Here is a 25,977-nt window from a genome sequence, read left to right as displayed (position 1 = left end):
AAAGCCCGTATGGCTCGCTCTTATGTTAGTAGAAATCTTTACTCCTGAAGCCCTTTTGTTTAAAGGTGAAGTAACCTCGGTGAAGGTGCCTGGGGCTAAAGGACCATTTGTAATATTAAATCACCACGCCCCTATCATCTCATTGCTTACGGAAGGCGAGGTAAAGCTCTTTGAGGGCAAAAAAGAACTGCAACATTTCACTATTACAGGAGGTACCTTGGAGTGCAACCAAAACAAAGTAGTGATTTTAGCAGACTAAAAGAAAGTTTTTTTTGTTTCATTGTAATTAAAAATTAAATGTAAATAACCGACTCTTGTAAATAAAGCAGTCGGTTATTTGTTTTTTGCTTTTCTGAAAAGAATGTTATATCTTTGCATTGTCAAATCTATAATCAAATACACTTAATTAAAAATAATAAATATAACACAACTTTCTTGTCTCTTAACTAAGTATCTTTATGAGCCCACAAACTGTACAGAAATTCTCTGATGAGTTCCTTCCCGAAGAAAAGGAGCTTATCGTGCTCATTGAAAGTCCTACCAATGGAGCAACTTATTATAATGGAGCTTGGGTACCTTCTAACAACCCTTTGGCATATATTGATGTAGAAACAGGTGAACTTTACGAAGGGAATATCCGTTTGGAATGGTTGGCAGCTGATGAAAGTAACTGGCAGTATTACTTCGCTCCGTTAGAAGCTTTCCGCATCAAAGTGCGCCCTAAGAAACCTGAATTCTCACACCCTGAGCAACGTTGCTTTTTGTTGGTAGCAGTCTTGGAAGAGAACGTAACCGAACCTCGTTTCGACCCTATTATTGAGGAATACAACACCGAAGTTACTTATGAAGATGAAGATTTTAGTTTAGAACTCAACCGAGAATACGATTGGTTTGAGGGTGAAATCCTCTACACCGATGAAGAAGTGCAGTTCACTGTAGAAACTACCGAACTAAGTGAGCTACAAGATATCTTAAAATCTTTCAAAAATGCTACTAAGGGCAAATTCGACAGATGGGTAGCAACCCTCAAAACCTTTGCCTCTGAAAAGCTTACTCCCTTAGCTAACAAATGGCAAAAAGAAGCAGATGCTACTGCCCCTGAGATTACTCCCGAGCGTTTTGTTCAGCGTATGAGTATCACAAGTATCATTCTTTTTGAGGACAAGCGTTTCTGTATCTATTTTGATGACGACGATATGTTCTGGGAGCACGCCATTGCCGTATACGGGAACCTCAACGGCGAGCTCGAAGAGGCTACTATCGAGGGGTAAAATGATTGACAAACAAATAAACCCTATGGACTCACAGTTTCTTATATACCAAAATCAAGAAGGGAATATCAAGATAGACGTACGCTTCCAAGATGAAACGATATGGCTTTCATTAGACCAAATGGCTACTCTTTTTAGCCGTGACAAATCTACTATATCACGACATATTAAAAACATTTTTGAAGAAGGGGAACTATACAGAAACTCAGTTGTTGCAAAATTTGCAACAACTGCGACCGATGGTAAAAACTATCAGGTAGAATATTACAATCTCGATGTGATCATCTCAGTAGGTTATCGAGTAAAATCACAACAAGGAACACGATTTCGTATTTGGGCAACTCAGCAACTCAAAGAGTATTTAATCAAAGGCTTTGTATTAAATGATGAGCGTTTTAAGCAAGGTACTGCGATGAACTACTTCGACCAGCTCCAAGAACGCCTCCGCGAAATACGAATCTCTGAACGGTTCTTCTACCAGAAGATTAAAGATATATACAAAACCAGTATAGACTACAATCCTCAAGATGAGCAAACCATAATGTTCTTTAAAGTAGTGCAAAACAAACTCTTATGGGCGATTAGTCAGCAAACAGCAGCCGAGATAGTCTATAATCGTGCTGATGCCTCTTTACCCCTTCTGGGTATGCAATCCTACGACAAAACAGCTACTGCCACTATTAAAAAAAGTGAAGTAAGCATCGCCAAGAATTATCTCAACGAAGAAGAAATAAAGCTTTTGGGCTTGCTTGTAGAACAATATTTAGCTTTCGCCGAAACTATGGCACAACAGCAAACGCCTATGTATATGAAAGACTGGATAGCCCGCTTGGATATTATCCTGCAACTCAATGGCAGAGAGCTCTTACAACACGCTGGTAAGATTTCACACCAAATGGCTATAGAGAAATCTGCCCAAGAGTATGAAAAATACCAAACTAAGCAACGCCAAATAGAACGTAAAAACAGCCTTAAAGAATTAGAGGACGACCTGAAACAATTAACAAATTAATCCTTTCTTCCTTAATCTAAAAAACAGTGATTTCAAAAAATACCATAGATAAAGTATACGACCAAATGCGGGTGGAGGAAGTTATTGGCGACTTCGTCCAACTGAAGCGTGCAGGCTCTAATTACAAAGGGCTGAGTCCGTTCTCCAACGAACGGACACCCAGCTTTATGGTCTCGCCCGTAAAGCAAATATGGAAAGACTTCAGTAGTGGCAAAGGCGGGAATGCTATTGCCTTCTTAATGGAGCACGAGCATTTCACCTACCCCGAAGCCATTCGCTATTTGGCTAAAAAATACCATATCGACATTGAAGAAACCCAGCAATCTTCCGAAGAAAAAGCACAAGCCGATGAGCGCGAGAGTCTCTATATCGTCTCAGAATACGCCCAACAATATTTTCAGAACACCCTTTTCAATACCGAAGCCGGTAAGGCTATCGGTATGACCTATTTCAAAGAGCGCGGTTTTACCGAGGAAACAATCCAAAAATTCCGCTTAGGCTTCTCCCCCGACGAGTGGACTGCCTTCACCGATAACGCCCTTGCCAAAGGCTATCAGTTGGAGTTCTTAGAAAAAACGGGGCTCACCATCGTCAATGCCGATCGTAAGTTCGACCGCTTCAAAGGGCGCGTAATGTTTCCCATTCACTCTATGAGCGGACGCGTACTGGGCTTTGGGGGGCGCATCCTCACCAACGACAAGAAACAAGCTAAATACCTCAACTCTCCCGAAAGCGAGATTTACCATAAAAGCAAAGTGCTGTACGGCATCTTCTTTGCCAAACAAGCCATCGCCAAAGCCGATAACTGCTATTTGGTTGAAGGCTATACCGATGTGATTCAAATGCACCAAAAGGGTATCGAAAATGTGGTAGCATCAAGCGGAACAGCGCTTACGCAAGACCAAATCCGCCTCATTCACCGTCTCACACCCAACATCACGGTGCTGTACGACGGTGATGCCGCTGGCTTACGCGCTTCCATTCGCGGGGTAGACCTCATCTTGGAACAGGGTATGAATGTGAAGGTCTGTACCTTCCCCGAGGGAGACGACCCCGATAGCTTTGCTCGCAAAACTGCCTACGAAGACCTCGTGCTATACCTCGAAAACAACGCCACCGATTTTATTCGCTTCAAAGCCTCCCTCCTAATGCAAGAGGCGCAGAACGACCCTATTAAAAAAGCCGAAACCATACGCGATATGGTAGAGAGTATCTCTAAAATCCCTGACCTTATCAAGCGGGAAGTATATGTGCGCGAGTGCGCTACCATTATGGATATCTCGGAACAAGTGCTCTTCTCTACTTTGGCGCAAATTCTCAAAAAGGACTTTTATGAAGGACAAAAAGTAGAGCGCAAACAATCTACTATGCAAGTGGTACAAACGCCAGAAGAGACTCAAAAACGCACAATAAACCGTTTGGAGGTGTTAGAACACGATTTAATAAAGATTCTTCTTTCCAAAGGGAATGAAGACTGTGTTTTCACCGATACTATTCTGGTAGAAGAAGAAAACGGCGCCCTCAAAGAAAAACAAGTACAGCAAACCCTCAAAGTTTATGAAAAAGTATTCCTTGAACTTCAAGAAGACGAAATAGAGTTCGCTAACCCCGATTTCAAGCAGATATATGACCAACTAATGACAATGTTCCAAGAAGATGCTTCCTATGATGTGAGTAGGTTTGCAAACGAACTTCCTGTGGAACTCAGTGCTAAGGTATCCGATTTGGAAATGGAAGACGAGTTTAGACATTTAGACAATTGGTTAAAACGAGATATTGTCGCAAAGGAGAAAGACAGAGACCTCAACAGAATTATCTCGGATATCATTCTAAATATTCGTTTGCTATTAATAATGCACCTCATCAACAATTTAGCAGAGAAAACACGTACTGAAATAACAGATGAAGAACGCAAAAGCATTATGGAAGAGGTCATAGGATATAACCAACTAAAAACAATATTAGGCAAGCGCTTAAATGTGATAGTAAATTATTAAATCTTCACCTTTTTGCCATTCTTGATTATTTTTGTACTTTTGCACTTTGTAACGAAAACTATAATATTTAGAAATTATTTGCTTTATGTTACTTGCAATTTACTTTTGCTTGCAAGAAAGACATTCTTTTAGAAGAAAACAGCAAGGAATACTAAAAGCTATTCGTCCGAACAGTCTGACAAGCCCTATAACTAACCTCTTAAGAACTAACGTCTAAAATATATATGAAGCCCATTGAACGAGCGGCACGCCTTTTTGCCGATATCAACGAACTGCTAATTTCCAGCGGTGCCAATACCCGTAGGGTAGAACGCAATGTAGAACGCATTTCTAATGCGCTGAACTACCATTGCGAGAACTTCTATTCGCATTCGGCTATCGTGCTAACAATACAGGACAAAAGCACAGGCGAAAAAGAAACTATCGTGCGTTCTATCCCGCATCACGGAGTGAACTTCAGTGCGATTTCCGATATTAGTATTCTATCGTGGGAGGCTATCGAAAAGAAACTCCCTATTGAGGAAATCGAAGAGCAGGTAGCTACCATCAAGGCACGTCCGCATTACAATATGTATGTAATGTGGTTTTTTGTATCGATAGCAGGAGGCTCATTAGCCTACGTATTTGGCAAAGAAAACGCAAGTTATGCCGAGTTCGCTATGTCGTTTCTCGCTACTTTATTAGGGTTAGCAGGCAGACGTATTTTGCAGTTGCGCAAGTTCAATGTGTATATCTGTTGGGGTTGGGCTGCATTCGTATCGGTTGCTGTGATGAGCATCTTCCGCTTGCTTGGCGTACAAGACTATCACAATGCTTTGGCTGCTTGTGTATTGTGGTTAGTGCCTGGAGTACCTCTTATCAATGGCTTTATCGATATGCTCTCAGGCTGTATTGTAGCAGGAATTGCTAAACTCACTCACGCTGCTATTTTAGTGTTTATGATTTCATTAGGTTTTTATTTAGCTTTACTATTATTCGGTTATGAACTTCCTTGATATATTTTTAGGTTTAGCAGAACGCATCTTTTGGTCGATGTGGATTTCTATCGGTTTTGCTTTATTGTTTAACACTCCACGTCGTGCTTTATGGATAACAGGTGTATTAGGCGGTATAGGGTGGGGTATTAAGTTTATTCTATTAGCAACCTTAATGCCCGAACAAATCGTGATTACTTCTTTTCTGGGGGCTTGTGTGGTAGGGCTCTTAGCAGTGTATTTCGCCCACCGTGTACACACACCTCCTATTGTGTTTACCATTCCCGCCGTAATTAATATGATTCCTGGTAAATACGGCTATGAGTTTATGATGAAAATCATACAAATAGTAACCGTTGAAACCCCACAAGACGAAACATTAGATTTACTCTACCAAACCTTCAAACTCGGTTTACAAACAGGCTTTATTACTATGTGCTTAGCCTTTGGGGTGATTGCTCCTATGCTGTTATTTAACACCTATTCGGTAAAAGGTAAAGACCTAAACAACCTCATCAAACGTCGCCTCTTGCGCAAGAAAGCTGAAGGCAATTTACCAAAGGAAGAAGTGGAGAATGAACCGATATAGTTAATTAATAATTGACAATTAAAAATGGAAAATATATTACAAAACATCGCCTTAGTACAACAACGTATTACCAACACTTGTGAGCGGGTAGGTCGCAAGCCGGAGGAAGTAAAGCTCCTCTTGGCTACTAAAACGGTAACTCCTGAGCGCATCAAAGTAGCATTAAATGCAGGATATACGCTCATCGCCGAAAACAAAGTGCAAGAGCTCAAAGAGAAGTATGAAGCACTGAAAGATACCCCACATACCAATCATTTTATCGGTCATTTACAAACGAATAAGATAAAAGATATTTTGCGTTACGAGGTGAGTTGTGTAGAATCGGTAGACCGCCTCGATTTAGCCCAAAAACTCCACAACCGTTTGGAGAGTGAAGGTAAAGAACTCGATATCTTTATCCAAGTAAACACCTCTAACGAAGAAAGCAAGTTTGGTGCCGACCCCTCTGAGGTGCTCAATCTTGTAAAGCAAGTGGCTACACTGCCTACCCTACATATCAAAGGACTGATGACTATCGGTCTGTTTAGTGCCGAAAACGAAAAGGTGCGCGCCTGCTTTAAACTCCTTAAACATCTCCAACAAGAGATTATTGCTCTCAACCTCCCTAATGTAGACCCCCGAGAGCTCTCAATGGGAATGAGTGGCGACCTCGAAACCGCTATTGAAGAAGGTGCCACTATCGTGCGCGTTGGTACCGCTATCTTCGGTAAGCGCATCTACCCCGATAGCTACTATTGGAATGAAAAATAGTCGTTAGCCGTTAATGATTATTCTTTAAGCCGTTAGCTATCGGTATCGAACACATTCGAATAGTCCGACTCGTCCGTATCAAAACTTTGGCAAAGTTTCAACTGTCCTTCGTGCTACGACCCTCCCTCCATTTTCTAACTTTTCTTCCTTTTTTCTTCTTCCACTGGCGTGAGCTTTTAACTCGCGTCTCTATTTATTAATTTCTTAATTTTCTGATTTTTAACTTCTAACACCTAACATCTAATATATTTCATAAATAAACCTTAAAAAAGTTTTCGTTTTTGTTGTGTTTTATATTTTCTTTATTTACTTTTGCCCCACTATTTACTAAATACAGTAGTTAATAGGAGAAATAAGTAATTTCTAACAACTAATTTCTATCTCCTATTCCCTATTTTCTAAAATAATAAATAACTAAAAATAATGGAACACCAAAATCAACAAAACAAAAGTTACGCATTACCCATTGCGATGATGTTCGCCTTATTCTTTATGATATCATTCGTAACGGGCTTACAAAACCCTTTCGGGGTAATTGTAAAAAACCAATTTATGGCAAGCAACCTCGAATCACAATTGGGGAACTTAGCCAATTTTATCGCTTATGCCTTTATGGGGATTCCCGCAGGGCTAATGCTACAACGCATCGGTTATAAGAAAACTGCTTTAACAGCTATTGCCGTAGGCTTCGTTGGCGTTTGTATTACTTTCCTTTCAGGTAATATGGGTAGCTTTGGAGTATACCTCACTGGGGCATTTATCTCAGGCTTCTCTATGTGTATGCTGAACGTGGTAGTAAACCCAATGCTCAACACCCTCGGTGGTGGTGGCAAACGCGGTAACCAACTCTTGCAATTCGGAGGCGCTATCAACTCTATTGGGGCAACTATCGTGCCCGTATTAGTAGGGTACCTCATCGGTACTATCAGCGCCGGTACTTCTATTGCCGATGCCAATCCTGCCCTCTTCTTAGCAATGGGTATCTTCGCTTTGGCATTTATTGTACTTGCCCTAATGCAAATACCCGAACCTCACGCAGCGGTAAAACAAAAAGATGTAACCGATAAACACAGTCCACTATCTTTCCGTCACTTTATATTAGGAGCGATAGCTATCTTCCTTTACGTAGGGATTGAAGTAGGAATTCCCAACATCGCAAACCTTTTTATGACCAGTAGTCCAGAAATGAACGGCTTAGCAATAGATACCACTATTGCAGGTTCAGTAGTAGGTACCTATTGGTTCCTGATGTTCATCGGTCGTCTTACCGGGGGTTCATTAGGAGCGAAGTTTTCAAGCAAAGGAATGCTTACTTTTGTATCTTCCTTAGGAATTCTTTTTGTTATCTTAGCTATATTAATACCCGAAACACAAATGGTAAATATGCCTGTGTTCAAATCTGATATTTCTTTTGGGTTAGCCGAAGTGCCAATAAGCATAATGTTCCTCATTCTTTGTGGCTTGTGTACCTCAGTAATGTGGGGAGGTATTTTTAACCTCGCTACCGAAGGTTTGGGTAAATATACAGCCGCTGCCTCAGGTATCTTTATGGCGATGGTATGCGGGGGTGGTATTTTGCCAGCTATCCAAGGTTGGGCTGCCGATGCTTTTGGTTATATCCAAAGTTACTGGGTAATTGTATTAGCATTGCTATTCCTCTTGTATTATGCCCTCGTAGGTAGTAAAAATGTAAATACCGATATCAACGTAGATTAATAATCAAATTTCCCTAAGTTAGAAGAAAGACTGTTTCCACTAAAAGTGGGAGCAGTCTTTCCTATTTTCTCTCCTAAAAATTCTTTAAGCTTCTCTCATACAGCAAATTTTCCCTTCGTTCTATCTTCACTCAAAGCCCGTCATTCGCAATTTGCCATTGATTGAGTATTATTGGCATTTCTAATATTGTAGCGTTAAATACGTTTTGTCTTTCCTTGTTACAATACTTTGCCAAAGTTTTAAATTGCCTATGTGGCTCGCACCTTTGGCAAAGTTATACTGCGTCTCGTATTACGACCTCCCATTACCTTCGTCATTCGTCATTCGCCCCTCGTTATTTCTTTCCTTTTCCATCACTACATTCCCCTTCGAAGGTAGCCAGCGACAGCTGGGTATGTGCCCCGCGAGAGCGGAGTATGTGTAAAGGGGGAGGTTTATCACCTTTTTCAGCTTGTCCCCCTTCGGGGGTTCGGGGGCTTACCGAATAAATGACTCGCCACATTCCCCCTCATTGAGAGGGCTAGGGGGGAGGTTTCTCCCCTACTGCCTATTGCCTAAGACCTCATACTTCCCCATTTACTAATTTTTTAATTTGCTAATTTCCTAATTATCCCTTCTCTTTTCCGTCATACTCCCCCTATTGCCTGTGGCCTAAGGCCTATCACCTCTTCTCTTTTCTTTCGCCTCGAAACCCTCTTTTTACCATTTTTTACATCACTGTATTATATTATGAGTCAATCATTTATATACCCTTTCTATACCAATCGTCCAAGATTCGTATAAGCTTCCTATAAGCTCTCTATAAGCTAACCCCACCCATCTTACACCCTTTTTTCATCAAAAATCCTCCCTCCCCTCTTCCGAACTCCTCCGATATCTTCCGAACCCCTCAACCCTCTACATTTGCTAATTTCTCCACTTGCTAATTTGCTAATTTAACAGCCCCCACATACCCAACTGTGAGCTCTCGCTGGCTTTGGCTCGCACCTTTGGCAAAGTTAATTATCAGCATTACTTGCCATTTCTGGCATTATTTGGCATTATCAGTATTATTTCTTACCTTTGCCCCACTTTGTTAATTATCAATTGTCAACTGTCAATTATTATGAGAGTAGTTATCACCGGAATGGGTATTTATTCCTGTATAGGCACTTCACTGGGCGAAGTGCGCGATTCGTTATACCAAGGAAAATCGGGTATTGTTTTCTTGCCCGAACGCAAAGAATACGGCTATCGCTCTGCCCTCACAGGATTTGTAGAAAACCCCGACCTAAAAGGACTCTTAGGGCGTCGCGAGCGTATTTCTATGGGGCAAGAAAGCGAGTTCGCCTATATGGCAACCCTCGAAGCGCTTAAAAATGCCGGTATCGATAGCGATTTCTTACAACAAAACGAAGTGGGAATCCTCTACGGCAACGACAGTGTAGCCGAGTCGGTAATTCTTACAAACGATAAGATAAGAGAGAAGAAAGATACTACCCTCGTAGGCTCTGGAGCGGTGTTCCGCACGATGAACTCTACCGTAACGATGAACCTCTCTACTCTCTTCCAATTGCGAGGGGTAAATATGAGTATCAGCGCAGCTTGTGCCAGTGGGTCGCATTCGGTAGGCTTAGGCTACTTGCTTATCCAAAGTGGTATGCAAGACTGCGTAATATGTGGCGGAGCTCAGGAAATCAATAAGTACAGTATGGGCAGTTTTGATGGTCTTGGGGTCTTCTCAATGCGTGAGGACGAACCCACTTTGGCTTCTCGTCCCTTCGATGCCAGTAGAGACGGCTTAGTACCCAGTGGAGGGGCAGCTACTTTGGTGTTGGAGAGTTACGAGTCGGCGATGAAGCGTGGGGCAACCCCAATTGCTGAGGTGGTAGGCTACGGCTTTTCGTCTAATGGCGGACATATCTCTACACCCAATGTAGAAGGTCCTGCCCGTGCTATGGCGCGCGCCCTCAAAAATGCAGGAATACAAGCCAGTGAAATCGACTATATCAATGCGCACGCCACTTCTACCCCCATAGGCGATGCCAACGAAGCAAAGGCTATTTATGAGATTTTTGGTAGTAATATTCCTGTGAGTTCTACCAAATCAATGACCGGACACGAGTGCTGGATGGCAGGAGCCAGCGAAGTGATATACTCAGTGCTGATGATGCAAAACAGTTTTATAGCTCCTAATATCAATTTTGAAACCCCCGATGAGGCTTCTGCCAAGCTAAATATTATTCCCGAAACTGTAGAACGCCCTATTAAAGCCTTTTTGAGCAACTCTTTTGGCTTCGGAGGTACTAATTCTGCTTTAGTTGTGAAGAGCATTTAGAATAAGCCTCACAAACAATTAAAAAATATTAGAAGCCCCCTTTGTACAAAGGGGGCTTCTGATATTACGAAAATCACTATTATTCTTCTGTAAATTCTATTACATCAGCCGAAACAGTAACAGTGTATTTTGTCCCTATAAAAAATAGGAAAGAATGCGCTTCTACCGTTTCATTAATAACAGCTCTTGAAGTTCCTACCAAATTAGCATTTTTGAGCATTTCGGCACGGGCTTTCTCTATAAGAGCTTTTCTACCTCCTCCAAAAAACAAAAAATAATCATTAGTAGCTTCTCCTTTCACGTGTTCCACTACTTTAAAATTGTTTTTAGATAATACTACTTGTGTAGTGTGACTATTTTGGTTGTATGTCAGTCCATTACTTACACCACAACTCACTAATAATAGTGCTAAAGTACCAAATAAAATTACTTTCTTCATATAATGATTTGATTATTGATTATTAAAACTTGTAACCTATACCTAATTGAATAATGCGTTTGTTTAAGCCCAAAAAACGAGCTCCTCCTTCATAATAAGATTTTGTACTTTCCAAACTTGTTAAACCATATTTAAAGTTTGCATCAACAAAAAGACCCATAAGAAAATGATATTCACAACCTATTCCCAATGAAGCACCAAAAATACTTTCAGCTGACCTACTTAAATAGAAAGGTACATCTCTAATGTGATAATAGCTATAATCTAAACTTATGCCTAATTTAGGACGAAAGTTGTTGATGTCATACTTTAACCATAAAGGTAGGCTTATTTCAGACATTCTAATTTTAAAAGAGTCGTTGTGTTTCCCACTCTCTTTAATCTTACTTGTTTGAGTAGAAAACATTAAACCCGCATCTAAGAAGAAGTTTTCATAAAACTGATATTCCTCAAATCCTCCTAAGTGAAAACCAGTTCCAACTGCTGATTTTACATCTACTGAGTGCCTTTCAGCAGGATAATACGTGGTGTATTCAAAATGTTTATTCTCCAAGGAGTAAGTAGAGACATTTACACCTCCTCTAATACCCCATTTTACTGCTTGGGCTTTCAGTAAAGTAATAGAAGTAAGAGCTACCAATGTGAATAATAGAAGTTTTTTATTCATAAGATAATTTGAAATTAATAGGTTAGTTCACCAAGCCCTAAAAGTGAAGATATTATTAGAAAAGAAAAAGCGAGGACTTTTAGCTTTCATTTATACTTTTAAGAAGCCTCTGGTATGGCTGAAATACTATATAAATAAAAGAAAAGCCCACGCCTAAGCGTGAGCGTTCTCGTCATTTATCCTAAGTACTTCGTGAATTTACCAGATTCTCTTAAAAATAGAATAAAAAACTAACGCTTTTTATGTTTTATGTAAATTGTCTTGTTGGTCGTCTATATCATTAGACGATGCAAAATTAGTTATTACTTTTATATTAGCAAAATGAAATTGTGTTTATTTTTATGTAAGCGACTAAATCAAGGTTCTTTACTTCTTAAACTCTAAACGTCCTCCTGCAATAATTTCTTCATAAGTAATATATCCTCTGCTCAGTAGTTTGTCGTTGAGTAGTGTTTTTGCTTTGCTGTCTTTTCTTTTTTTAATCGTAAAAGTCTTGCCGTTCTCTAAATGCAAAGTAGCTTTATCGAATAGCGGTTCACTTAGATAATACCTACTGTCGGCGGGGTTGAGAGGATACAAACCTAAGGCGGAAAGCGCATACCAACTGCTCATTTGTCCGCAGTCCTCATTACCACAATGTCCGTCGGGGGTGTTTTTGTATTGAGTGTTCAATATTTCGGTAACGCGCTGGGTAGCTTTCTCGGGGTGAGCTGTAAAATGATAGAGGTAAGCCACGTGATGACTCGGTTCGTTACCGTGCACATACTGTCCTATCATACCAGTACTGAAAATAGGCAGTTTCTCATCGGGGGTAACTGCCAAAGTGAACATCGAGTCGAGTTTTTGTTCAAAAGCCTTAATGCCTCCCATTGCATTGCGCAATCCTTCGATATTTTGTGGCACAAACCAACGATAATGCCAAGCGTTGCTTTCGCAGAAGTATTTACTATAATCTTTGGGGTTAAAAGGTTTGATAAATTGCCCTTTGCTATCCTTAGGGCGGAAGAAAGTAGTTTTTTCGTCAAAGAGATTACGCCAGTTTTCAGCGCGTTTGGCAAAGTAAGCCTCATCTTCTTTTTTATTCAAAGCTTTGGCGAATTGCGCAATACACCAATCGTCGTAAGCGTACTCTAAGGTTTTGGACACCGACCAGTTTTCATCGGATTTATCTAAATCGTAAGGCACATAGCCGTATTGTTTATATAAGTCTATTTCACGTTCGTTTACCATTGCACTTTGCTTGCAAGCCTCGTAAGCCAAAGGAATATCCATTGGGATTTTCTTAAAATACGCATCTACGATAATAGGCACAGCGTGATAGCCTATCATCATATTGGTTTCACCTCCTTGCATACTCCACACCGGTAGCGCGCCATTTTCGCGGTAGTGTGCTAAAAAACTCTTGATAAAATCGGCGGAGGCTTCGCGGTGTAACAAGGTATAAAGCGGATGAGCCACACGGAAAGTATCCCAAAGAGAAAAAGTATCATAACGCTTTTTGGGAGCATCGACATCGCTGAAAAGATTAGGCGCCAACATCGATTGGTAGAGCATTGTATAGAAAACCGTTTTTTGCTCCTCATTACCGCCTTCTACCGTAATCTTCTGCAACTGCTTCTCCCATAAATTGCGAGCTGTCTCGCGATAGTCGTCGAAAGCAAAATGAGGCGCTTCAACTTCCATATTTTTATACGCTTCTGCAATGCTGTGCATAGAGAGAGCTGTTTTCACTACAATGGCTTCATTATCGGCGGTAGCATAGTGGAGTACAATTTTAGAACGGTTGCTCTTGCCATTTTCTCTTTCTTCTGTAAACTCCTTATCAGCAAAGGGCTTGGAGAGTTTGATAACGAAATAGACCTTTTGGTTACGTGCCCAACCGGTAGAAAAGCGATAGCCTTCCAAAGTTGTATTATCCACCACTTTTAGATAGGTTTCGGTAGGTTTATCCCAGTTGATGCTATAACCTAAATCTATTGTAATTTTAGACTGTTCGTCTTTAGGAAAAGTATAGCGTTGTACTCCTACACGAGGAGTGGCGGTAAGTTCAGCTTTGATACCATAACTCAGCAAATCGACACTGTAATAGCCAGCCGTAGCAGTTTCGTGTTTGTGAGAGAAGACCGAGAAAGGCAAGTGGTTGTTTGCTTCTATGCGCTCGTTAAACCTGCTATTGGTAGGCATTATCAGCACATCGTAGAGGTCGCCCGCTCCCGTACCTGAGAGGTGGGTGTGTGAAAAGCCGGTAATGATGCTATCGGGATAGAAGTAACCCGAAATTCTGTCCCAACCTGGGATACCAATATCCGGACTGAGTTGCACCATTCCGAAGGGAGTCATCGCTCCTGGGTAGGTGTTACCCGTACCATCGGTACCGATAAACGGATTTACGTAATTGGTGAGTTGCTTTTTAGGCAACTCTTTTTGTTCTGATGCGTTGTGGCAAGCCGTAAGGGCAAATGCCAAAAGGTAAAAGTATGGTTTCATATAGGATTGAGAGTTATGAGTTGCAAAGATAGGAAATAATACTGATAATGCCAAAAAATGCCAATAATGCCAGAAAATACTAGAAATACTGATAATTAACTTTGCCAAAGGTGCGAGCCGCACAGGTAGCCGTAGCACGGCAGGCAGAGAAAATTAGCAGATTAGAGAATTAGAAAATGGTGGAGGTTTGAGGAGTTCGGAAGGAAACGGAAAAGTTCGGAAGAGAGGAGGGAGGGTTTTTGGTGAAAAAAGGGTGTAAGGAGGGTGGGGTTAGCTTATAGAGAGCTTATAGGAAGCTTATACGAATCTTGGAAGATTGGTATAGAAAGGGTGTATAAGTGGTTGATTTGTAATGTGATACAACAATACAAAAAATGTTAAAAACGGGGTTTCGAGGCGAAAGAAAAGGAATCCTCACCCCGTCCCTCTCCAAAGGAGAGGGGAATGTGGTGACGGAAAAGTAATGCGAGTTATACAGGCAGGTGCGAGGTCGTGGCACGACAGGCGAGTAGAGACTTTGCCAAAGTTTTTTATGTAACTATAAATTTACCCTCCGAAATCATCTTTAAAAATAAACTCTGCAGGGACTTTTTCGTTGAGAAGGAGTTCCTGCATTGCTTTGGTAAAGCTATTGGTTCCCACGATGTAATACTCACAATCGGTGAGGATGTGGAGATGCTCCTTTAAGAAATCAGCGTTGAGGCGCTTTTGGGTGGCGGTGAACACAGGCAGATAGGTATAATTAGCTAAAGTGCTGTGTTGTAAATCGCTGTGAAAAGCGGCTGAGGCTTTGGTTTTATTGGAGTAAAACACTACTACTTCACCTGCAAATTGCTGTTGTGCTAAAGTTTTGAGCATCGGGAGTACGGGGGTAATGCCAATGCCTGAGGCGAGGAACACGATGCGCTTATTTTTCGCTTTAAGAGTGAAATTACCCATAGGGGCGAATATCGTAGCTGTTTCGCCTATCGCCATTGCGGCAACACTTTTCTTAAAACTGCTATCGCTGAGGTGCATTGCGAACTGCAAAGTGTCATCTTTAGGATGAGAGACCATTGAAAGCGGACGCAAAGGTATATCCAATGCGGTATAACGAGGGTTATCGAGGCGCAAAACGGCATACTGCCCTGCTTTATATTCCAAATCTTTAGGTTTTTCAAAAGTGAGCAAGATAGTATTATCAGCGATGAAGTCTTTGGCTAAGAGTTTTACGCAGCGTTCATCGGTGAGAGTTGAGGGTGCGTAGTCACGCCATTTCACTTGGGTTTTCATCTTGTTTGCCGTCATAAAACCGCTGTAAATCGCCCCTGAATACCCCCCACCTGAAGGCGCCCAAGCTGAGGCAAAGTACAAGTTTTTCAGCGGTGAAGTGGTGAGCTTATCGCGTTTAGGGTAAATTTGTTTCACCGATTGCACATAACCATAGGGGGTACCTTGTGGGTTTAAAGTGTATCTTTTTATCGTTTTGGCAGTCGCTACCTCATAATACTCCAAGTAATCAAGAATAGTGGGGAATTCAGCTTCTAAACGCGCTAAAAACAACTGTGCGACTCTTTCCTTCTTCTGCTGATATTCTGCTTCGCTGAGTCCTTCCCATTCTTTGAGGTAATCAATGGTACAAATTACACCTACCGTCTTTCCCTCAGGAGCTAACTGGGCATCTACCATTCCGTAATTCACAAAAGTAAATGATTTTTGAGCCCAATCACCTTGCGAATCGGCTTTTACATCTTTCAGTTTATAGTTTTTTTGACCTTGAATGATGGTAGAATAGTGGTTTACGCCGAGTTTTTTCAAATCGGTATTGAAACCCAAATAAATGGTGAGCAGGGAACAGGCGAGTTCTAAAGGTGCTACCTTTTGTGCTAATTTAGAGCGATAAGGCTCGGGGAGCATCTGGGCGACTATAGGTTGGGCAGCATTGGCGACCACACTATCGGCATAGAGCGATTGTTTAGCTGCCGAACTGTTGAACGTATCGCGATAGCTCACCCCCACCGCTTGGTTGTTTTCCACCAAAATCTCTTCTACGAATTTACCTGTAAGCACTTGTCCGCCACGTTTTTCAATAAAGCGCACCAAGTAGTTAGACAGCGATTGCGAACCCCCTTTCACGAAGTTGCCCCCTCCGTTTAGATAGCTACCTTGTGCCATCAGGAAGTACATCAGCGAGAGGTTATAAGGGTCATCAGTATAATAACCCAAATTAGCCGTGAGCACGTTTTTGAGCGCTTCATTTTTGATATTTGTATCCAGCCAATCACCTGTGTTCATTGTAGAAGTTTTGATGATCGTGGGAATCAAGAAAGGCATCAGCGGGTAGAGCAATATATTGAGCCATTTGTTGCGGGGGAGCCGGCGCATTTCGGCGTAAAGCCTATTGATGAGTCCAAAAAAGCGTTCGATTTCGGCTTTGCTATCGGGAAAATCGGCGATGAGTTTTTCTTTGGCTTCTGCCCCGTGATGCAAAGTACACTGGAAGTTTTGCTTCTTCAAATGGTAGAATTCGGGTACTTTTAGAAATTCTACTTCATCAAACACCCCTAAAAGTTCTAAGATAGGACGTTTAGGGTCGGTTTCGTGGAGTCCGTCGATTTCGTGCAACCCTACTTCCATCAAGTAATCTTTGCGTTTAAAAGCGGTGGCACAACCGCCAGCGATATAGTGTTGTTCGAGCACAATTACCTTCTTGCCCCAGAGTGCCAAAGTAGCTCCGGCGATGAGTCCGCCCAAGCCACTACCTATAATAATACTGTTGTAATTTTTCATCTTTGAGAAATAATTATTAATTTTTGCGCAAAATTGAATTTAAAATGCAAAACTACAAAAAATAATGTAATTAGCTTATACAAAGAGGATTATTTTTTTGATAGGAAAATAAGAGAAGACAGAGTCTCAGATGATTTAGACAGGCTTTTTCAAAATTAGGTTTCTAAATCGTTACCTAATACCTTGAAAAATAATTTTTATTAGTAAGTTATATTTCAGTGTTTTACACCTTTTTTCATATTGTACAGTAACTTGATAAAAAGTACTTTCGCAAATTAAAAAATTAGAGTATGAAAAAAGTAAAACGCTCAACCTTTAAGGTATTGTTCTACCTTAAAAAGAATGCCCCAAAGAAGAATGGTAAGGTTGCTATTATGGGGCGTATTACCATTGACAATCAGGTAGCTCAGTTTAGTACCAAACTTGAAATCCTCCCACAGAAATGGGATTTGAAATATGGAAGGGTAACAGGTAAAACAGAGGAAGCTACCCAGCTTAACCGCAAGTTGGAAGAAATCCGCTCACGTATGGTTACCCACTACGACGAGCTGATGAAGTACGAAGGTGTAGTTACTGCTCAGAAGCTAAAAGCTACTTTCTTGGGTATAGGAGTAATGGAAGACTCCTTACTAAAAGTCTATGAAAAGTTTAAAGAGGACTTTGCCCTAATGGTAGAAAAAGGAGTTAGAAGCTGGAGAACCCTCAACAAATATGAGAATGTATATACTCATTTATGTGAGTTTATCCAGCACAAATACCACAGAAGCGACATCTCCTTCAAGGAGCTTACCGAAGACTTTATCAACGATTTTGACTTTTACCTTAGAGTTAATAAAAGTCTTACTCACAACACAATATGGGTTTATATGATGCCCCTTTGTAAAATGGTAGAAATAGCTATAGACAAGGGTATCATCTATCGCAATCCTTTTAAGAATTATATAAGTTCTATGGAGGAGAAAGATAGAGGCTATTTGCTTAGAGAAGAAGTAGAAGCCCTTCTGCAATATCATCCTAAGAGTGCTTCTGTTGAATTAGTACGAGACCTATTTGTGTTTAGTTGCTTTACAGGCTTCTCTTACATAGACATCAAACAACTTAAAAGAAGTCACTTACAATCGTTCTTTGACGGTAACAAATGGCTTATCAAACGCCGTCAGAAATCCGATGTACCCTGTAATGTACGTTTGTTGGATATAGCCGAGAAAATTATTGAAAAATATGAGGGTACAACTCGTACAGAGGCACTGTTTCCTACGCCCTCCAATGCTAATTGCAACCTCCTGATTAAAAAGATGATGAAAGATTGTAATATCATTCGTGAAAAACCCATTTCATTTCACTGGGCACGCCATACCTTTGGTACTCTGTTCTTAACAGAAGGAGTTCCCTTGGAAAGTGTTAGTAAGATGATGGGACATAAGAATATCAAAACCACCCAGATTTATGCTAAAATCACCAATGAGAAAATTAGCAAGGATATGGAAATTGCTGCCGAACGATTAAAAAGCTTAAAGATAGGATAACTAACAAATTTCTTCTTAGAATTAAAATCCATTGATAACATTTCAAAAAGAGATGTGTCAATGGATTTTTTTGTTGCCTTACAGAAAGCTATTAGAAGAGAAAAAGACTTCAACAAATAAGGAAAAGGGTATTCGTTTGTCACAAATAGAAATACGTCATTAAGACTTACCTATTTTCCCTGTTTTAAACACTTAAGGCACGTAATGGCGGTTCGTTGTTCGAGTGCAAAGGTATTTCTGTGTTCTTAACGCTTCTTGCAAGGTCAAGCCCGATGGGTTTTCAAAAAAATCTCCAGCCCTTGTCCGTTGTCCTGCGGGTAGTATTTTTTTGAAAAACCTTGCAGAAGCTAAACACAGACCTTTTATGGCACTCGAAACGAAACCAGCTCATTCCGACCTTTAAGCGAATAAAAAAAATGTCAAATATGAGAAAAATGCCGCTTCTTACAGATTGTTTTTTGAAACGAATACCGCTTTTCCTCCCATTGTCGAATAAAAAATTTCAAAAGGACAACCCAAAAGCCGAAAATCGTGCGTATCGTGTCCAAACAAGCCGTAAAGCCGTATAAAACTCCTAAAATGTAACAAGATGAAAAAAGAACCCTGTATCGCAACTAAATTCGTTTCTCACGAAATAAGTCCCTTAGAGCATCTGAAAGACTGCCAAGTCTATCAGCTCCGTGTAAAGCTCAATAGCGGTGAGAAACTCACCCGAACAGAGAAAAATTGGATTACCCAAGCGGTCAATAGTAACTGCTTTTTCAGAAATGCTATCCCCTTATTGGGCTACCGATTTGACTTTTCCGATGTACTGAGAAAGTTCATTGTAAAGCAGTATAATAGTTGGTATGAATACTATGCTATCGACCGCACCAGCCTCCGTGCCTATCTTTATGGGCGCATAGACCAAATAGTAGAAATTTAGTAACCTAATAACAAATAGAACGCTTATGAATATCGTAGGAAGACTTACCGAAAATGCACAAGTGCAAACCCTATCAAATGGCAAACAAGTAGTTAATTTCTCTGTAGCAGTGAACGACAACTACCGAAACAAAGCAGGTGAAAACGTACAACAGACCTCCTTTTTTGACTGTGCTTATTGGCTCAGTACGGGAGTTGCTCCGTACCTTACCAAAGGCACATTGGTTGAATTGGAAGGACGAGTATCGGCAAGAGCGTGGCTCAATCGTGAGGGAGAGCCTCAAGCAGGCTTGAACTTTCACACCTCCAAAATCAAATTCCACTTTAGCAAGAAAGCAGAAGTAACACCTAATACCTCTGCAAGTGAAACAAATAACGCAAATGCCATAACACCTTTGCCAAAGCCCCAAGTCACAGCAGGGCAAGTCGCAGAGGAAGACGAGGATGATTTGCCTTTCTAAATGTATAACCCTTTAAAATTGAACAGAAAATGAATATCAGCAAAACACCTACAACACACCTTTTGGTGCGTGCCTATACCAATAGCGAATGGGATAGTTGCTACTTTTCCCTTATCACCCTTACCGAGCAATGGCTTGAGAAAGTGAAAAAAGTAGCCCAACAAGTGGCTACCCTAAAGAGCGACCCCGATTTTGTGAACCTTAGTTTCTATGAGGCAAGAACCGATTTTTATACCCTCAGCGATGAGGAACAGCCCGATTTATCCTTTTTGGAAGAACGTACTTGGGCTTTTGTGGAACTCACTGAGGAGGAATTAGCCTCTTTCAATGCGCCTGAAAGCCGTTTGGATATTTACCGAAGCGTATTTACTCGATACGATGATTTCTATATAAAAGCCTATGGAAAATACTCCTCCGATGAGTATTGGACGGACGACATCCGTTTTGAAGAACTTTTTAAAACCTTTGAAAAATGATAATAACAGACCTCAATGGTGCACCTATAGAGGTAACCGACCTTGATAAAGCCTTAGCGCAAGCCGATAGCTTTAGAGGCTATAAGCATACTGACAACACTCACAAGGCGTTAGATAAGAGGCTAAAAGCCTATTGGCAGGATTTATATATTAAACTAAAGCAACTCAAAGAAGCCCAAAACTCAACCCTTAATAAAACCTAACAGCCTATGGAAAGCGTTTAATTAGTCTATAAAACTGATAGCTGGCACTATATGAGTAGCCGTGTCCTTATGCAAGTATGCACAAGCAAATACAAAGCAATCGAAGTGATAAAAGCCTATTGCAAGCGGTACAAGCTACCCTTTACCCAAGACGACCTAACCAACTTGCAATGGTACGACCAAACTCAATGTAGCAAAAGAAGCATTGAGTTTGAGATAGAACCCCAAGAAGTAGTTTAACCTAAAAAAGTGTATCTCAATGAAACCACTCAAACAACCCTTAGCAACCGACACCCAAGCCCTATCCTATATAGGGATAATTATCCGAACTTTTGAACCACTGCACTTTATGAACCTTAGTGACCAAGACCGAGAGGCAACCCTTAAAGCCCGACAAGCCTTAGAAGCTATCGTAAAGGCAAACGGCTACACAGTGAGTTATCGCACTGAAAACACTATTAAAAAAGCCCCTTAAAAGATAAGGATATAAAAAACAGAAGTATCAATTTAAAAACGAAGTATCCAATGGAAACCCATTTTTTCAATCAAATTGCTCAGTTAGCCATACAAGGTAAACTGCACTTAGTCATAACCCAAGAAGCAAATAGCCAGCTTGTTGTATCTGTATTGCTTGAGAATGAACAATGTTCAGACCCTGCCAAGTACCTTTTGCCTCCCTTAGTACTTAGAGGCACTGCCAAAGAATTAGATGCAGGCTTTTTTCAAAGCATCACCCAACCCTTAGAAGAAACCTCGTCTCTTCTTGTGAATATGGAGCAGTACATCGAGGCGCAAAAGCAAGCCCAAAGGCAATCAGCTATGGAGAAAGAAAAAGCCGAGAAACAACAAAAGAAATACGATGAGGCTATGAAAAAAGTAGCTGATTTAGAAGCGCAGGGCAAGTACCGAGAAGCGTGGTCAAAACTACCTCCTCCCGATGAGTTCCCTAACTATGCCGATAAAATCCGCAAAAAAAGGTCAGAACTATCCACACACTTTGCCCCTACCTTGTTTGAAGAATAAGTATTAACCCCTAAAAAAAGTATTGTTATGCTCATAGCTACCCAACTGAAAAGAATGTTTGTCTTTGAAGAAAACCGACAAACTATTCATCTTGCCGACCCTAATCCATCGTGGTCAGTAGAGCAAGTCAAGAATTTTTACAGCACCCATTACCCCCTGCTCACCAATGCCAAAGCAGGCACACCTTACGTAGAGGGAGACAGCGTTGTCTATCCCCTACAAATCACAATGGGTACGAAAGGCTAAATCTCTATTAATTCTAAAGCTATGAGCCTTGTAAAACAGCTTAAAACAAGGCTTATAGCTAAAATTACAAACATTATCAAAAACTAAAAAAAACTAAAAATGTATGCAACAGCAATCCCAACAAACCCTCGCACCCATACAAAGCGAAGCACAGAGAGAACTCTACCGCAGGTTAAGAGAGTTTTCCAAAGCAGTCCAACGCTCCAAAGACCGCTCACAGATACGTCAAGAACAGCAACAAGTAGCCCCAAAAACTCTTTTGCCAATGGTTTTCTAAAAACGACCTTTCCTCCTAAAGTGTATCACTCAAGCAAACACATCATTTTTAGTGGAGAGGAGCAAGCACAGCTAAAAACCACTCTCAAGTGTTCCCTTGCTCAAATGGCAGACCATTACGGCTTTACTCCCTTTCCCATAGAGCGGTACGACCTTTCTTGTGGGATTGCCTTAGCCCTTTCTTACAGCCAAGAGCAAATCAAAAAGAGAGATACCAAAGGTACTTTCTGTGAACTAAAAGTATTGAAAGCCCCCAATAGCGATGTTTTTTTCTCTTGCGAAGAACGTTTTTATTTGCCCAACGAAGTGTTTTTTGTCCCTCTGCAACCACTTTATAGACTTCTGAAAGTACATAAAAACAAACCACTTTATGAACTATTTTTATCGGTATATGCCTACCTAAACCAACGTGCTTTTATAGCAAACTATGTACAAGAAGATTGTTTTGTGGCTTATGCCTATGAAATGTTGCAGGATTGTATTAGCCAAGACTATGAAGAAATAGCGGAAAGAGACCACCTCCTGCACCTTTTAAAGCAGGCACAACAAATAGGTACTATTCTTTCCAAAAAGATACGCAACCCTTGCCATTTAGACTTTTTTCAAAGGCGTATAGACCGCTTTATTCCTAAGAATGATTTGGAAGCCGAATGCCTTGCTCTTTCTCAAGCCTTTTATACCTTGTGGCAGGATTTTCCTAACCACTCTATCTATACCCATTTGCACAGAGCAGAGTGCTATGAGCAAGGTGAAGAGGAACTTTTTGAGGTAGAGAAATACCTATCTTTTGTCTATGAAGACCAAAGCGACCTATTCCATACCTATCTTTTAGATTGGCTCAATGGAGAATACTCCCAATGTAGTGAGATAGAACTCCCTACCATTTACAAACATTTCAACAGCACAACACCCCTTGCTAACTTTGATTTTGAACAGCGTTTCTTTCCTCTCTTAACCGAACTTATAACCCTTTTAAACCGCATTTAAAATGAAATACACAGACCTCACCCCAGAAGTAGGGGAAGTATATCGCCCTACATCAGCACTTGTTTTTTACGAAGATAGTAACCGCTACAACCCACAGAGTTATGTAGAGTACTTACACCTTGATAGCAATGGTAACCCTACAAGCGCACAACCGCTTACCCTCGACCAAGCGCAAGCACTTGCCAAAACACTCACCTGCCAAAAAGAGCAAGCACAAGCCTTTTTAGTCCCCAAAGGTATTATTCCTCGCAGGGTGCTCCATCTATCCCATAAAGGCGAGGGGCAGGCTGTTTGGTACTCTAAAACACAAAAAAAGCAGTTATTTTTTGCCTCCTCCCTCGCTATAGAAAGCAAAGAAGTAAATCTACCTCCTCTGTTGTGGAAAGCTACCCCCAAGAGCCTTTGGATATATGCCTTAGCCAAAAACCAAAAGCCACACCTTAATACACCTCTGTGCTATGCGCCTTTTTTCAACGTTTATGAAAATGGCAATGTGTGTATGGGGTCAGTGCAGGTAAATGAGCGTAAAGCCTCTTGCTTAGAAGACTTTATCACCCAATGGGAAGATTATTTTTTCAATAGCTATTTTTCTCATCAATTAGGCTCATATCCTATAACCAAAATACCCTTAATAAGCCTTTGGCAGGAACTCACTCAAAGTAATAAGCCTTTCCCTTACGAACTGCTCAATCCCAATCATCTCACCTTACAACAAATCCTATAACAATGAAACAGACCCTAAACACCTCAAACACCCTCAACCCTTTCAATACCTCTGTCCAAGCACACAAAGAGCGGGTACATTTTACTGATACTACTTTGCTCAACGCTACCAATCCTATTAAAGTACATCTGATAGGAGCAGGAGGCACAGGCTCTCAAGTAGCCACTGCTTTAGCACGTATCAACCACGCTTTGGTTGCTTTAGGACACGCAGGGTTATCGGTAACCCTTTGGGACAACGACCTTGTAAGCCCTGTCAATCTCGGCAGACAACTTTTTTCGGCTTGTGAGTTAGGAATGTACAAATCCACTGCTCTAATAAGCCGTATCAATCGCTTTTTTGGTACAGATTGGAGAGCGCAAACACAGCTATTCAACACTGAGACCTTTTCCTCTGAAGAAGAAACAATGAGAGGAAGCATTTACCTTTCGTGTGTAGATAGCGCAAAGGCACGCTTTGACATTGGGGAAGTACTCACTCATTTAGAGCGAGCCCATCACTACCACAACAACCCTAAGTATTGGTTAGATTTTGGTAACAACACTCATTCAGGGCAAGTGATTTTAGGTACTTTACAAGCCATTGAGCAACCTCATAGCGATACTTTTACTCCCATAGACACCCTGCCTACTATTACCCAAGCCTTTGGAGAACTATTAACACAATCTGAGCAGAATGACAATACCCCAAGTTGCTCCCTTGCCGAAGCCTTAACCAAGCAAGATTTGTTCATTAACGCCACTCTCTCACAAATGGGAAGCACCCTACTTTGGAACTTATTCAGAGAAGGACTCACTCCTTACAGAGGCTTTTTCCTCAACCTCAAAGATTTTCGTACACAATCCTTAGCTGTATAAACAACAACACTGACAAGCAGTTATAAAAAATGCTTGTCAGTGCTACTAACTGCCTGCTGGTGCTACCAGCCTTCTTTTCTTTGAGAAAGAAAAGAAGCAAAAGAAAGACCTTACAGATAGATTTTTTGTTAGTTTAGGATAAAGAGAAGTCTTATAAGATAGCTATTAAAGATAAAAAGAGGAGCTATTTCTTATAGTTAGCCTCCAAAATCTTTAGAATATCACTTTGTTTAAAGAGAATTTTACCACCAATTTGGATATAAGGAAATAGCCCATCATCACGGTATTGCTGTAGGGTTCTTTTGGTGATATGTAGCAGCTCACAGACCTCCTTCCCTGATAGAAATACCTCGCCGTCAAATACAGGACGGAAGTTTTTAAGGATAAAGTCCATTTGTTCTTTTAGGTTTTGAAGCTGACTTAGGTAAGAGCTTAGTTCCTGGTGTGTTTCTGTGAGTAAGTTCATTGGGTTTGAAGGTTAGAGGTTAAAAGCCGTTCTACATCACTACGCTTAAAATAGTTCTTGCGGTGGATGCACGAGAAAGGTAACAGTTTTTGGTCTTTATAATACTGCAAGGCACGCTTGCTAATGCCCAAAAGCAGACAAACCTCCTGAGAGTCCAACCACTTTTCTTTTTGCCAAATACCTTTGTAAGTATCCATTACCACTTGCAGAGAATTGTTGAGTTGCTGTACGTCTTTTTGTATCTGTTCAAAAACAGATTTTTCTATAACTACTACTTCCATTTGCATTATTTTGCGCAAAGGTAAAACAAAACAAGCCCACTTTTAGAAGTAGGCTTGTTTTGGAAGAGAAAGGAGGATTTTGGCTTTATATCTTTACTCTTTCTTCACATTAAACTCAAAATCAAGTTTTTGTTCATTGCCGAAGGAGTCGCTTATCCAAACGGAGAAAGACTGGTTAGCTTCTGAGGCAGAAGTGTAGTAAAGTCTAAACGCTCCTTTGGAGGTAAGTGGATAAACATCATTAACAAGTAAGACTTCTCCTTGTGGAGAGGTACGCAAACTTCCTTTTCCCTCATACTGAAAGTAACGAATAAAATAGCGGTTCTCATCGTACTGGTAAGGAGAGCGCAACTCACAGCGTATTTCTACCATATCGGTTTTACCTATACTTTTAGGCACAGGCAGTACCTTTACCTCAAAAGGAAAGTTTTGTTGTACATGCAACTCTTTTTTACAAGAGGTGAATAGGCTCACACATAGCATTGCGATGAGTCCTATTACAATTTTCTGATTTACTTTCTTCATTGTATTGTCTTTTT

At 40.8% G+C, this 25,977-nt stretch carries 30 protein-coding genes; 22 read left to right on the top strand and 8 right to left on the bottom strand.

What is annotated here, in order from left to right:
• Positions 1-22: 22 nt before the first annotated feature.
• The 8 genes from atpC (at position 23) to HW278_RS06125 (ending at position 8,309) form a co-directional block, all read left to right on the top strand.
• A complete protein-coding gene (atpC, locus tag HW278_RS06160) occupies positions 23-259 on the top strand; it encodes an ATP synthase F1 subunit epsilon (protein WP_002675806.1) in 237 nt (78 codons plus the stop codon).
• 199 nt (positions 260-458) lie between these two features.
• Positions 459-1,271, top strand: coding sequence for a DUF2262 domain-containing protein (locus HW278_RS06155; RefSeq protein WP_178977267.1), 813 nt, complete (start codon positions 459-461; stop codon positions 1,269-1,271).
• A gap of 1 nt (position 1,272) precedes the next feature.
• A complete protein-coding gene (locus HW278_RS06150; protein WP_178977266.1) occupies positions 1,273-2,283 on the top strand; it encodes a virulence RhuM family protein in 1,011 nt (336 codons plus the stop codon).
• Positions 2,284-2,309: 26 nt separating this feature from the next.
• Positions 2,310-4,280, top strand: coding sequence for a DNA primase (dnaG, locus tag HW278_RS06145; RefSeq protein ID WP_178977265.1), 1,971 nt, complete (start codon positions 2,310-2,312; stop codon positions 4,278-4,280).
• 224 nt (positions 4,281-4,504) lie between these two features.
• Positions 4,505-5,275 (top strand): threonine/serine exporter ThrE family protein, encoded by a 771-nt coding sequence (locus tag HW278_RS06140; protein WP_002674442.1) that lies wholly within the window; start codon positions 4,505-4,507, stop codon positions 5,273-5,275.
• On the top strand, positions 5,262-5,843 hold the full coding sequence (locus tag HW278_RS06135; protein WP_178977264.1) for a threonine/serine exporter family protein: 582 nt from the start codon (positions 5,262-5,264) through the stop codon (positions 5,841-5,843). The genes HW278_RS06140 and HW278_RS06135 overlap by 14 nt, the downstream gene beginning before the upstream one ends.
• Positions 5,844-5,867: 24 nt before the next feature.
• The gene (locus HW278_RS06130) at positions 5,868-6,593 is read left to right on the top strand and encodes a YggS family pyridoxal phosphate-dependent enzyme (RefSeq protein WP_178977263.1); all 726 of its coding nucleotides are present in this window, start codon (positions 5,868-5,870) and stop codon (positions 6,591-6,593) included.
• 423 nt (positions 6,594-7,016) lie between these two features.
• The gene (locus HW278_RS06125; RefSeq protein ID WP_009411503.1) at positions 7,017-8,309 is read left to right on the top strand and encodes an MFS transporter; all 1,293 of its coding nucleotides are present in this window, start codon (positions 7,017-7,019) and stop codon (positions 8,307-8,309) included.
• A gap of 334 nt (positions 8,310-8,643) precedes the next feature.
• Here the strand turns inward: HW278_RS06125 and HW278_RS06120 are convergent, their stop codons facing one another.
• The gene (locus HW278_RS06120; protein WP_178977262.1) at positions 8,644-8,811 is read right to left on the bottom strand and encodes a phosphinothricin acetyltransferase; all 168 of its coding nucleotides are present in this window, start codon (positions 8,809-8,811) and stop codon (positions 8,644-8,646) included.
• A 603-nt stretch (positions 8,812-9,414) separates the two neighbouring features.
• Here HW278_RS06120 and HW278_RS06115 point away from each other — a divergent pair.
• Positions 9,415-10,626 carry a beta-ketoacyl-[acyl-carrier-protein] synthase family protein gene (locus HW278_RS06115; protein ID WP_178977261.1) on the top strand — a complete coding sequence of 404 codons (1,212 nt, stop codon included), beginning with the start codon at positions 9,415-9,417 and terminating at the stop codon, positions 10,624-10,626.
• Positions 10,627-10,705: 79 nt separating this feature from the next.
• On the opposite strand, the gene HW278_RS06110 is transcribed toward HW278_RS06115, so the two are convergent.
• The 4 genes from HW278_RS06110 to HW278_RS06095 all read right to left on the bottom strand — a co-directional run bounded on the left by HW278_RS06110 (position 10,706) and on the right by HW278_RS06095 (position 16,988).
• On the bottom strand, positions 10,706-11,065 hold the full coding sequence (locus HW278_RS06110; RefSeq protein WP_009420643.1) for a DUF6567 family protein: 360 nt from the start codon (positions 11,063-11,065) through the stop codon (positions 10,706-10,708).
• Positions 11,066-11,087: 22 nt separating this feature from the next.
• The gene (locus HW278_RS06105) at positions 11,088-11,732 is read right to left on the bottom strand and encodes a porin family protein (protein ID WP_016478324.1); all 645 of its coding nucleotides are present in this window, start codon (positions 11,730-11,732) and stop codon (positions 11,088-11,090) included.
• Positions 11,733-12,098: 366 nt separating this feature from the next.
• A complete protein-coding gene (locus HW278_RS06100) occupies positions 12,099-14,219 on the bottom strand; it encodes a GH92 family glycosyl hydrolase (RefSeq protein ID WP_178977260.1) in 2,121 nt (706 codons plus the stop codon).
• Between the two features lie 546 nt (positions 14,220-14,765).
• Entirely contained in the window at positions 14,766-16,988 is a 2,223-nt protein-coding gene (locus tag HW278_RS06095; protein ID WP_178977259.1) for an FAD-dependent oxidoreductase, read from the bottom strand.
• A gap of 290 nt (positions 16,989-17,278) precedes the next feature.
• On the opposite strand from HW278_RS06095, the gene HW278_RS06090 reads away from it, so the two are divergent.
• The 13 genes from HW278_RS06090 (at position 17,279) to HW278_RS06035 (ending at position 24,691) form a co-directional block, all read left to right on the top strand.
• Entirely contained in the window at positions 17,279-18,514 is a 1,236-nt protein-coding gene (locus tag HW278_RS06090) for a site-specific integrase (protein ID WP_178977258.1), read from the top strand.
• A gap of 589 nt (positions 18,515-19,103) precedes the next feature.
• A complete protein-coding gene (locus HW278_RS06085) occupies positions 19,104-19,439 on the top strand; it encodes a molybdenum ABC transporter ATP-binding protein (RefSeq protein WP_178977257.1) in 336 nt (111 codons plus the stop codon).
• Between the two features lie 25 nt (positions 19,440-19,464).
• Positions 19,465-19,899 carry a single-stranded DNA-binding protein gene (locus HW278_RS06080; RefSeq protein WP_009413225.1) on the top strand — a complete coding sequence of 145 codons (435 nt, stop codon included), beginning with the start codon at positions 19,465-19,467 and terminating at the stop codon, positions 19,897-19,899.
• Positions 19,900-19,928: 29 nt separating this feature from the next.
• On the top strand, positions 19,929-20,375 hold the full coding sequence (locus HW278_RS06075; RefSeq protein WP_178977256.1) for a hypothetical protein: 447 nt from the start codon (positions 19,929-19,931) through the stop codon (positions 20,373-20,375).
• Complete coding sequence (locus HW278_RS06070; RefSeq protein ID WP_016421160.1) at positions 20,372-20,578, top strand: hypothetical protein; 207 nt, start codon at positions 20,372-20,374, stop codon at positions 20,576-20,578. The genes HW278_RS06075 and HW278_RS06070 overlap by 4 nt, the downstream gene beginning before the upstream one ends.
• 69 nt (positions 20,579-20,647) lie before the next feature.
• Entirely contained in the window at positions 20,648-20,818 is a 171-nt protein-coding gene (locus HW278_RS06065; RefSeq protein WP_178977255.1) for a hypothetical protein, read from the top strand.
• 19 nt (positions 20,819-20,837) lie between these two features.
• A complete protein-coding gene (locus HW278_RS06060; protein ID WP_178977254.1) occupies positions 20,838-21,053 on the top strand; it encodes a hypothetical protein in 216 nt (71 codons plus the stop codon).
• 50 nt (positions 21,054-21,103) lie between these two features.
• The gene (locus tag HW278_RS06055; protein ID WP_178977253.1) at positions 21,104-21,601 is read left to right on the top strand and encodes a PRTRC system protein E; all 498 of its coding nucleotides are present in this window, start codon (positions 21,104-21,106) and stop codon (positions 21,599-21,601) included.
• Positions 21,602-21,628: 27 nt separating this feature from the next.
• A complete protein-coding gene (locus tag HW278_RS06050) occupies positions 21,629-21,847 on the top strand; it encodes a PRTRC system protein C (protein WP_009744763.1) in 219 nt (72 codons plus the stop codon).
• Positions 21,848-21,950: 103 nt separating this feature from the next.
• Positions 21,951-22,124, top strand: coding sequence for a hypothetical protein (locus tag HW278_RS12515; RefSeq protein ID WP_255493800.1), 174 nt, complete (start codon positions 21,951-21,953; stop codon positions 22,122-22,124).
• A gap of 20 nt (positions 22,125-22,144) precedes the next feature.
• Positions 22,145-23,110, top strand: a complete 966-nt coding sequence (locus HW278_RS06045) for a hypothetical protein (protein ID WP_255493799.1) — start codon at positions 22,145-22,147, stop codon at positions 23,108-23,110.
• A gap of 1 nt (position 23,111) precedes the next feature.
• Positions 23,112-23,834, top strand: coding sequence for a PRTRC system protein B (locus HW278_RS06040; protein ID WP_178977251.1), 723 nt, complete (start codon positions 23,112-23,114; stop codon positions 23,832-23,834).
• A 2-nt stretch (positions 23,835-23,836) separates the two neighbouring features.
• On the top strand, positions 23,837-24,691 hold the full coding sequence (locus HW278_RS06035; RefSeq protein WP_178977250.1) for a PRTRC system ThiF family protein: 855 nt from the start codon (positions 23,837-23,839) through the stop codon (positions 24,689-24,691).
• Positions 24,692-24,875: 184 nt separating this feature from the next.
• On the opposite strand, the gene HW278_RS06030 is transcribed toward HW278_RS06035, so the two are convergent.
• The 3 genes from HW278_RS06030 to HW278_RS06020 all read right to left on the bottom strand — a co-directional run bounded on the left by HW278_RS06030 (position 24,876) and on the right by HW278_RS06020 (position 25,963).
• Complete coding sequence (locus HW278_RS06030; protein WP_178977249.1) at positions 24,876-25,157, bottom strand: helix-turn-helix domain-containing protein; 282 nt, start codon at positions 25,155-25,157, stop codon at positions 24,876-24,878.
• Positions 25,154-25,438 (bottom strand): helix-turn-helix domain-containing protein, encoded by a 285-nt coding sequence (locus HW278_RS06025; protein ID WP_178977248.1) that lies wholly within the window; start codon positions 25,436-25,438, stop codon positions 25,154-25,156. Before HW278_RS06025 ends, HW278_RS06030 begins: the two co-directional genes overlap by 4 nt.
• A 93-nt stretch (positions 25,439-25,531) precedes the next feature.
• Positions 25,532-25,963: a TraQ conjugal transfer family protein gene (locus HW278_RS06020; RefSeq protein WP_178977247.1), complete on the bottom strand. Its 432-nt coding sequence runs from the start codon at positions 25,961-25,963 to the stop codon at positions 25,532-25,534.
• Positions 25,964-25,977: the final 14 nt, after the last annotated feature.

This window comes from Capnocytophaga sp. oral taxon 902 (assembly GCF_013394735.1).
In the GTDB taxonomy this organism is placed as follows: Bacteria; Bacteroidota; Bacteroidia; order Flavobacteriales; family Flavobacteriaceae; genus Capnocytophaga; species Capnocytophaga ochracea.
Note: the sequence above shows the minus strand (reverse complement) of the source record. Positions and strands in the feature narration are given on the sequence as shown.

What these genes read in the sequence shown, in the direction of transcription:
- atpC (WP_002675806.1), top strand. Translation starts at nt 23, where the DNA reads ATGTTAGTAGAAATCTTTACTCCTGAAGCCCTTTTGTTTAAAGGTGAA.
- HW278_RS06155 (WP_178977267.1), top strand. Translation starts at nt 459, where the DNA reads ATGAGCCCACAAACTGTACAGAAATTCTCTGATGAGTTCCTTCCCGAA.
- HW278_RS06150 (WP_178977266.1), top strand. Translation starts at nt 1,273, where the DNA reads ATGATTGACAAACAAATAAACCCTATGGACTCACAGTTTCTTATATAC.
- HW278_RS06140 (WP_002674442.1), top strand. Translation starts at nt 4,505, where the DNA reads ATGAAGCCCATTGAACGAGCGGCACGCCTTTTTGCCGATATCAACGAA.
- HW278_RS06135 (WP_178977264.1), top strand. Translation starts at nt 5,262, where the DNA reads ATGAACTTCCTTGATATATTTTTAGGTTTAGCAGAACGCATCTTTTGG.
- HW278_RS06130 (WP_178977263.1), top strand. Translation starts at nt 5,868, where the DNA reads ATGGAAAATATATTACAAAACATCGCCTTAGTACAACAACGTATTACC.
- HW278_RS06125 (WP_009411503.1), top strand. Translation starts at nt 7,017, where the DNA reads ATGGAACACCAAAATCAACAAAACAAAAGTTACGCATTACCCATTGCG.
- HW278_RS06120 (WP_178977262.1), bottom strand. Translation starts at nt 8,811, where the DNA reads ATGTGGCGAGTCATTTATTCGGTAAGCCCCCGAACCCCCGAAGGGGGA.
- HW278_RS06115 (WP_178977261.1), top strand. Translation starts at nt 9,415, where the DNA reads ATGAGAGTAGTTATCACCGGAATGGGTATTTATTCCTGTATAGGCACT.
- HW278_RS06110 (WP_009420643.1), bottom strand. Translation starts at nt 11,065, where the DNA reads ATGAAGAAAGTAATTTTATTTGGTACTTTAGCACTATTATTAGTGAGT.
- HW278_RS06105 (WP_016478324.1), bottom strand. Translation starts at nt 11,732, where the DNA reads ATGAATAAAAAACTTCTATTATTCACATTGGTAGCTCTTACTTCTATT.
- HW278_RS06100 (WP_178977260.1), bottom strand. Translation starts at nt 14,219, where the DNA reads ATGAAACCATACTTTTACCTTTTGGCATTTGCCCTTACGGCTTGCCAC.
- HW278_RS06095 (WP_178977259.1), bottom strand. Translation starts at nt 16,988, where the DNA reads ATGAAAAATTACAACAGTATTATTATAGGTAGTGGCTTGGGCGGACTC.
- HW278_RS06090 (WP_178977258.1), top strand. Translation starts at nt 17,279, where the DNA reads ATGAAAAAAGTAAAACGCTCAACCTTTAAGGTATTGTTCTACCTTAAA.
- HW278_RS06085 (WP_178977257.1), top strand. Translation starts at nt 19,104, where the DNA reads ATGAAAAAAGAACCCTGTATCGCAACTAAATTCGTTTCTCACGAAATA.
- HW278_RS06080 (WP_009413225.1), top strand. Translation starts at nt 19,465, where the DNA reads ATGAATATCGTAGGAAGACTTACCGAAAATGCACAAGTGCAAACCCTA.
- HW278_RS06075 (WP_178977256.1), top strand. Translation starts at nt 19,929, where the DNA reads ATGAATATCAGCAAAACACCTACAACACACCTTTTGGTGCGTGCCTAT.
- HW278_RS06070 (WP_016421160.1), top strand. Translation starts at nt 20,372, where the DNA reads ATGATAATAACAGACCTCAATGGTGCACCTATAGAGGTAACCGACCTT.
- HW278_RS06065 (WP_178977255.1), top strand. Translation starts at nt 20,648, where the DNA reads ATGCAAGTATGCACAAGCAAATACAAAGCAATCGAAGTGATAAAAGCC.
- HW278_RS06060 (WP_178977254.1), top strand. Translation starts at nt 20,838, where the DNA reads ATGAAACCACTCAAACAACCCTTAGCAACCGACACCCAAGCCCTATCC.
- HW278_RS06055 (WP_178977253.1), top strand. Translation starts at nt 21,104, where the DNA reads ATGGAAACCCATTTTTTCAATCAAATTGCTCAGTTAGCCATACAAGGT.
- HW278_RS06050 (WP_009744763.1), top strand. Translation starts at nt 21,629, where the DNA reads ATGCTCATAGCTACCCAACTGAAAAGAATGTTTGTCTTTGAAGAAAAC.
- HW278_RS12515 (WP_255493800.1), top strand. Translation starts at nt 21,951, where the DNA reads ATGCAACAGCAATCCCAACAAACCCTCGCACCCATACAAAGCGAAGCA.
- HW278_RS06040 (WP_178977251.1), top strand. Translation starts at nt 23,112, where the DNA reads ATGAAATACACAGACCTCACCCCAGAAGTAGGGGAAGTATATCGCCCT.
- HW278_RS06035 (WP_178977250.1), top strand. Translation starts at nt 23,837, where the DNA reads ATGAAACAGACCCTAAACACCTCAAACACCCTCAACCCTTTCAATACC.
- HW278_RS06030 (WP_178977249.1), bottom strand. Translation starts at nt 25,157, where the DNA reads ATGAACTTACTCACAGAAACACACCAGGAACTAAGCTCTTACCTAAGT.
- HW278_RS06025 (WP_178977248.1), bottom strand. Translation starts at nt 25,438, where the DNA reads ATGGAAGTAGTAGTTATAGAAAAATCTGTTTTTGAACAGATACAAAAA.
- HW278_RS06020 (WP_178977247.1), bottom strand. Translation starts at nt 25,963, where the DNA reads ATGAAGAAAGTAAATCAGAAAATTGTAATAGGACTCATCGCAATGCTA.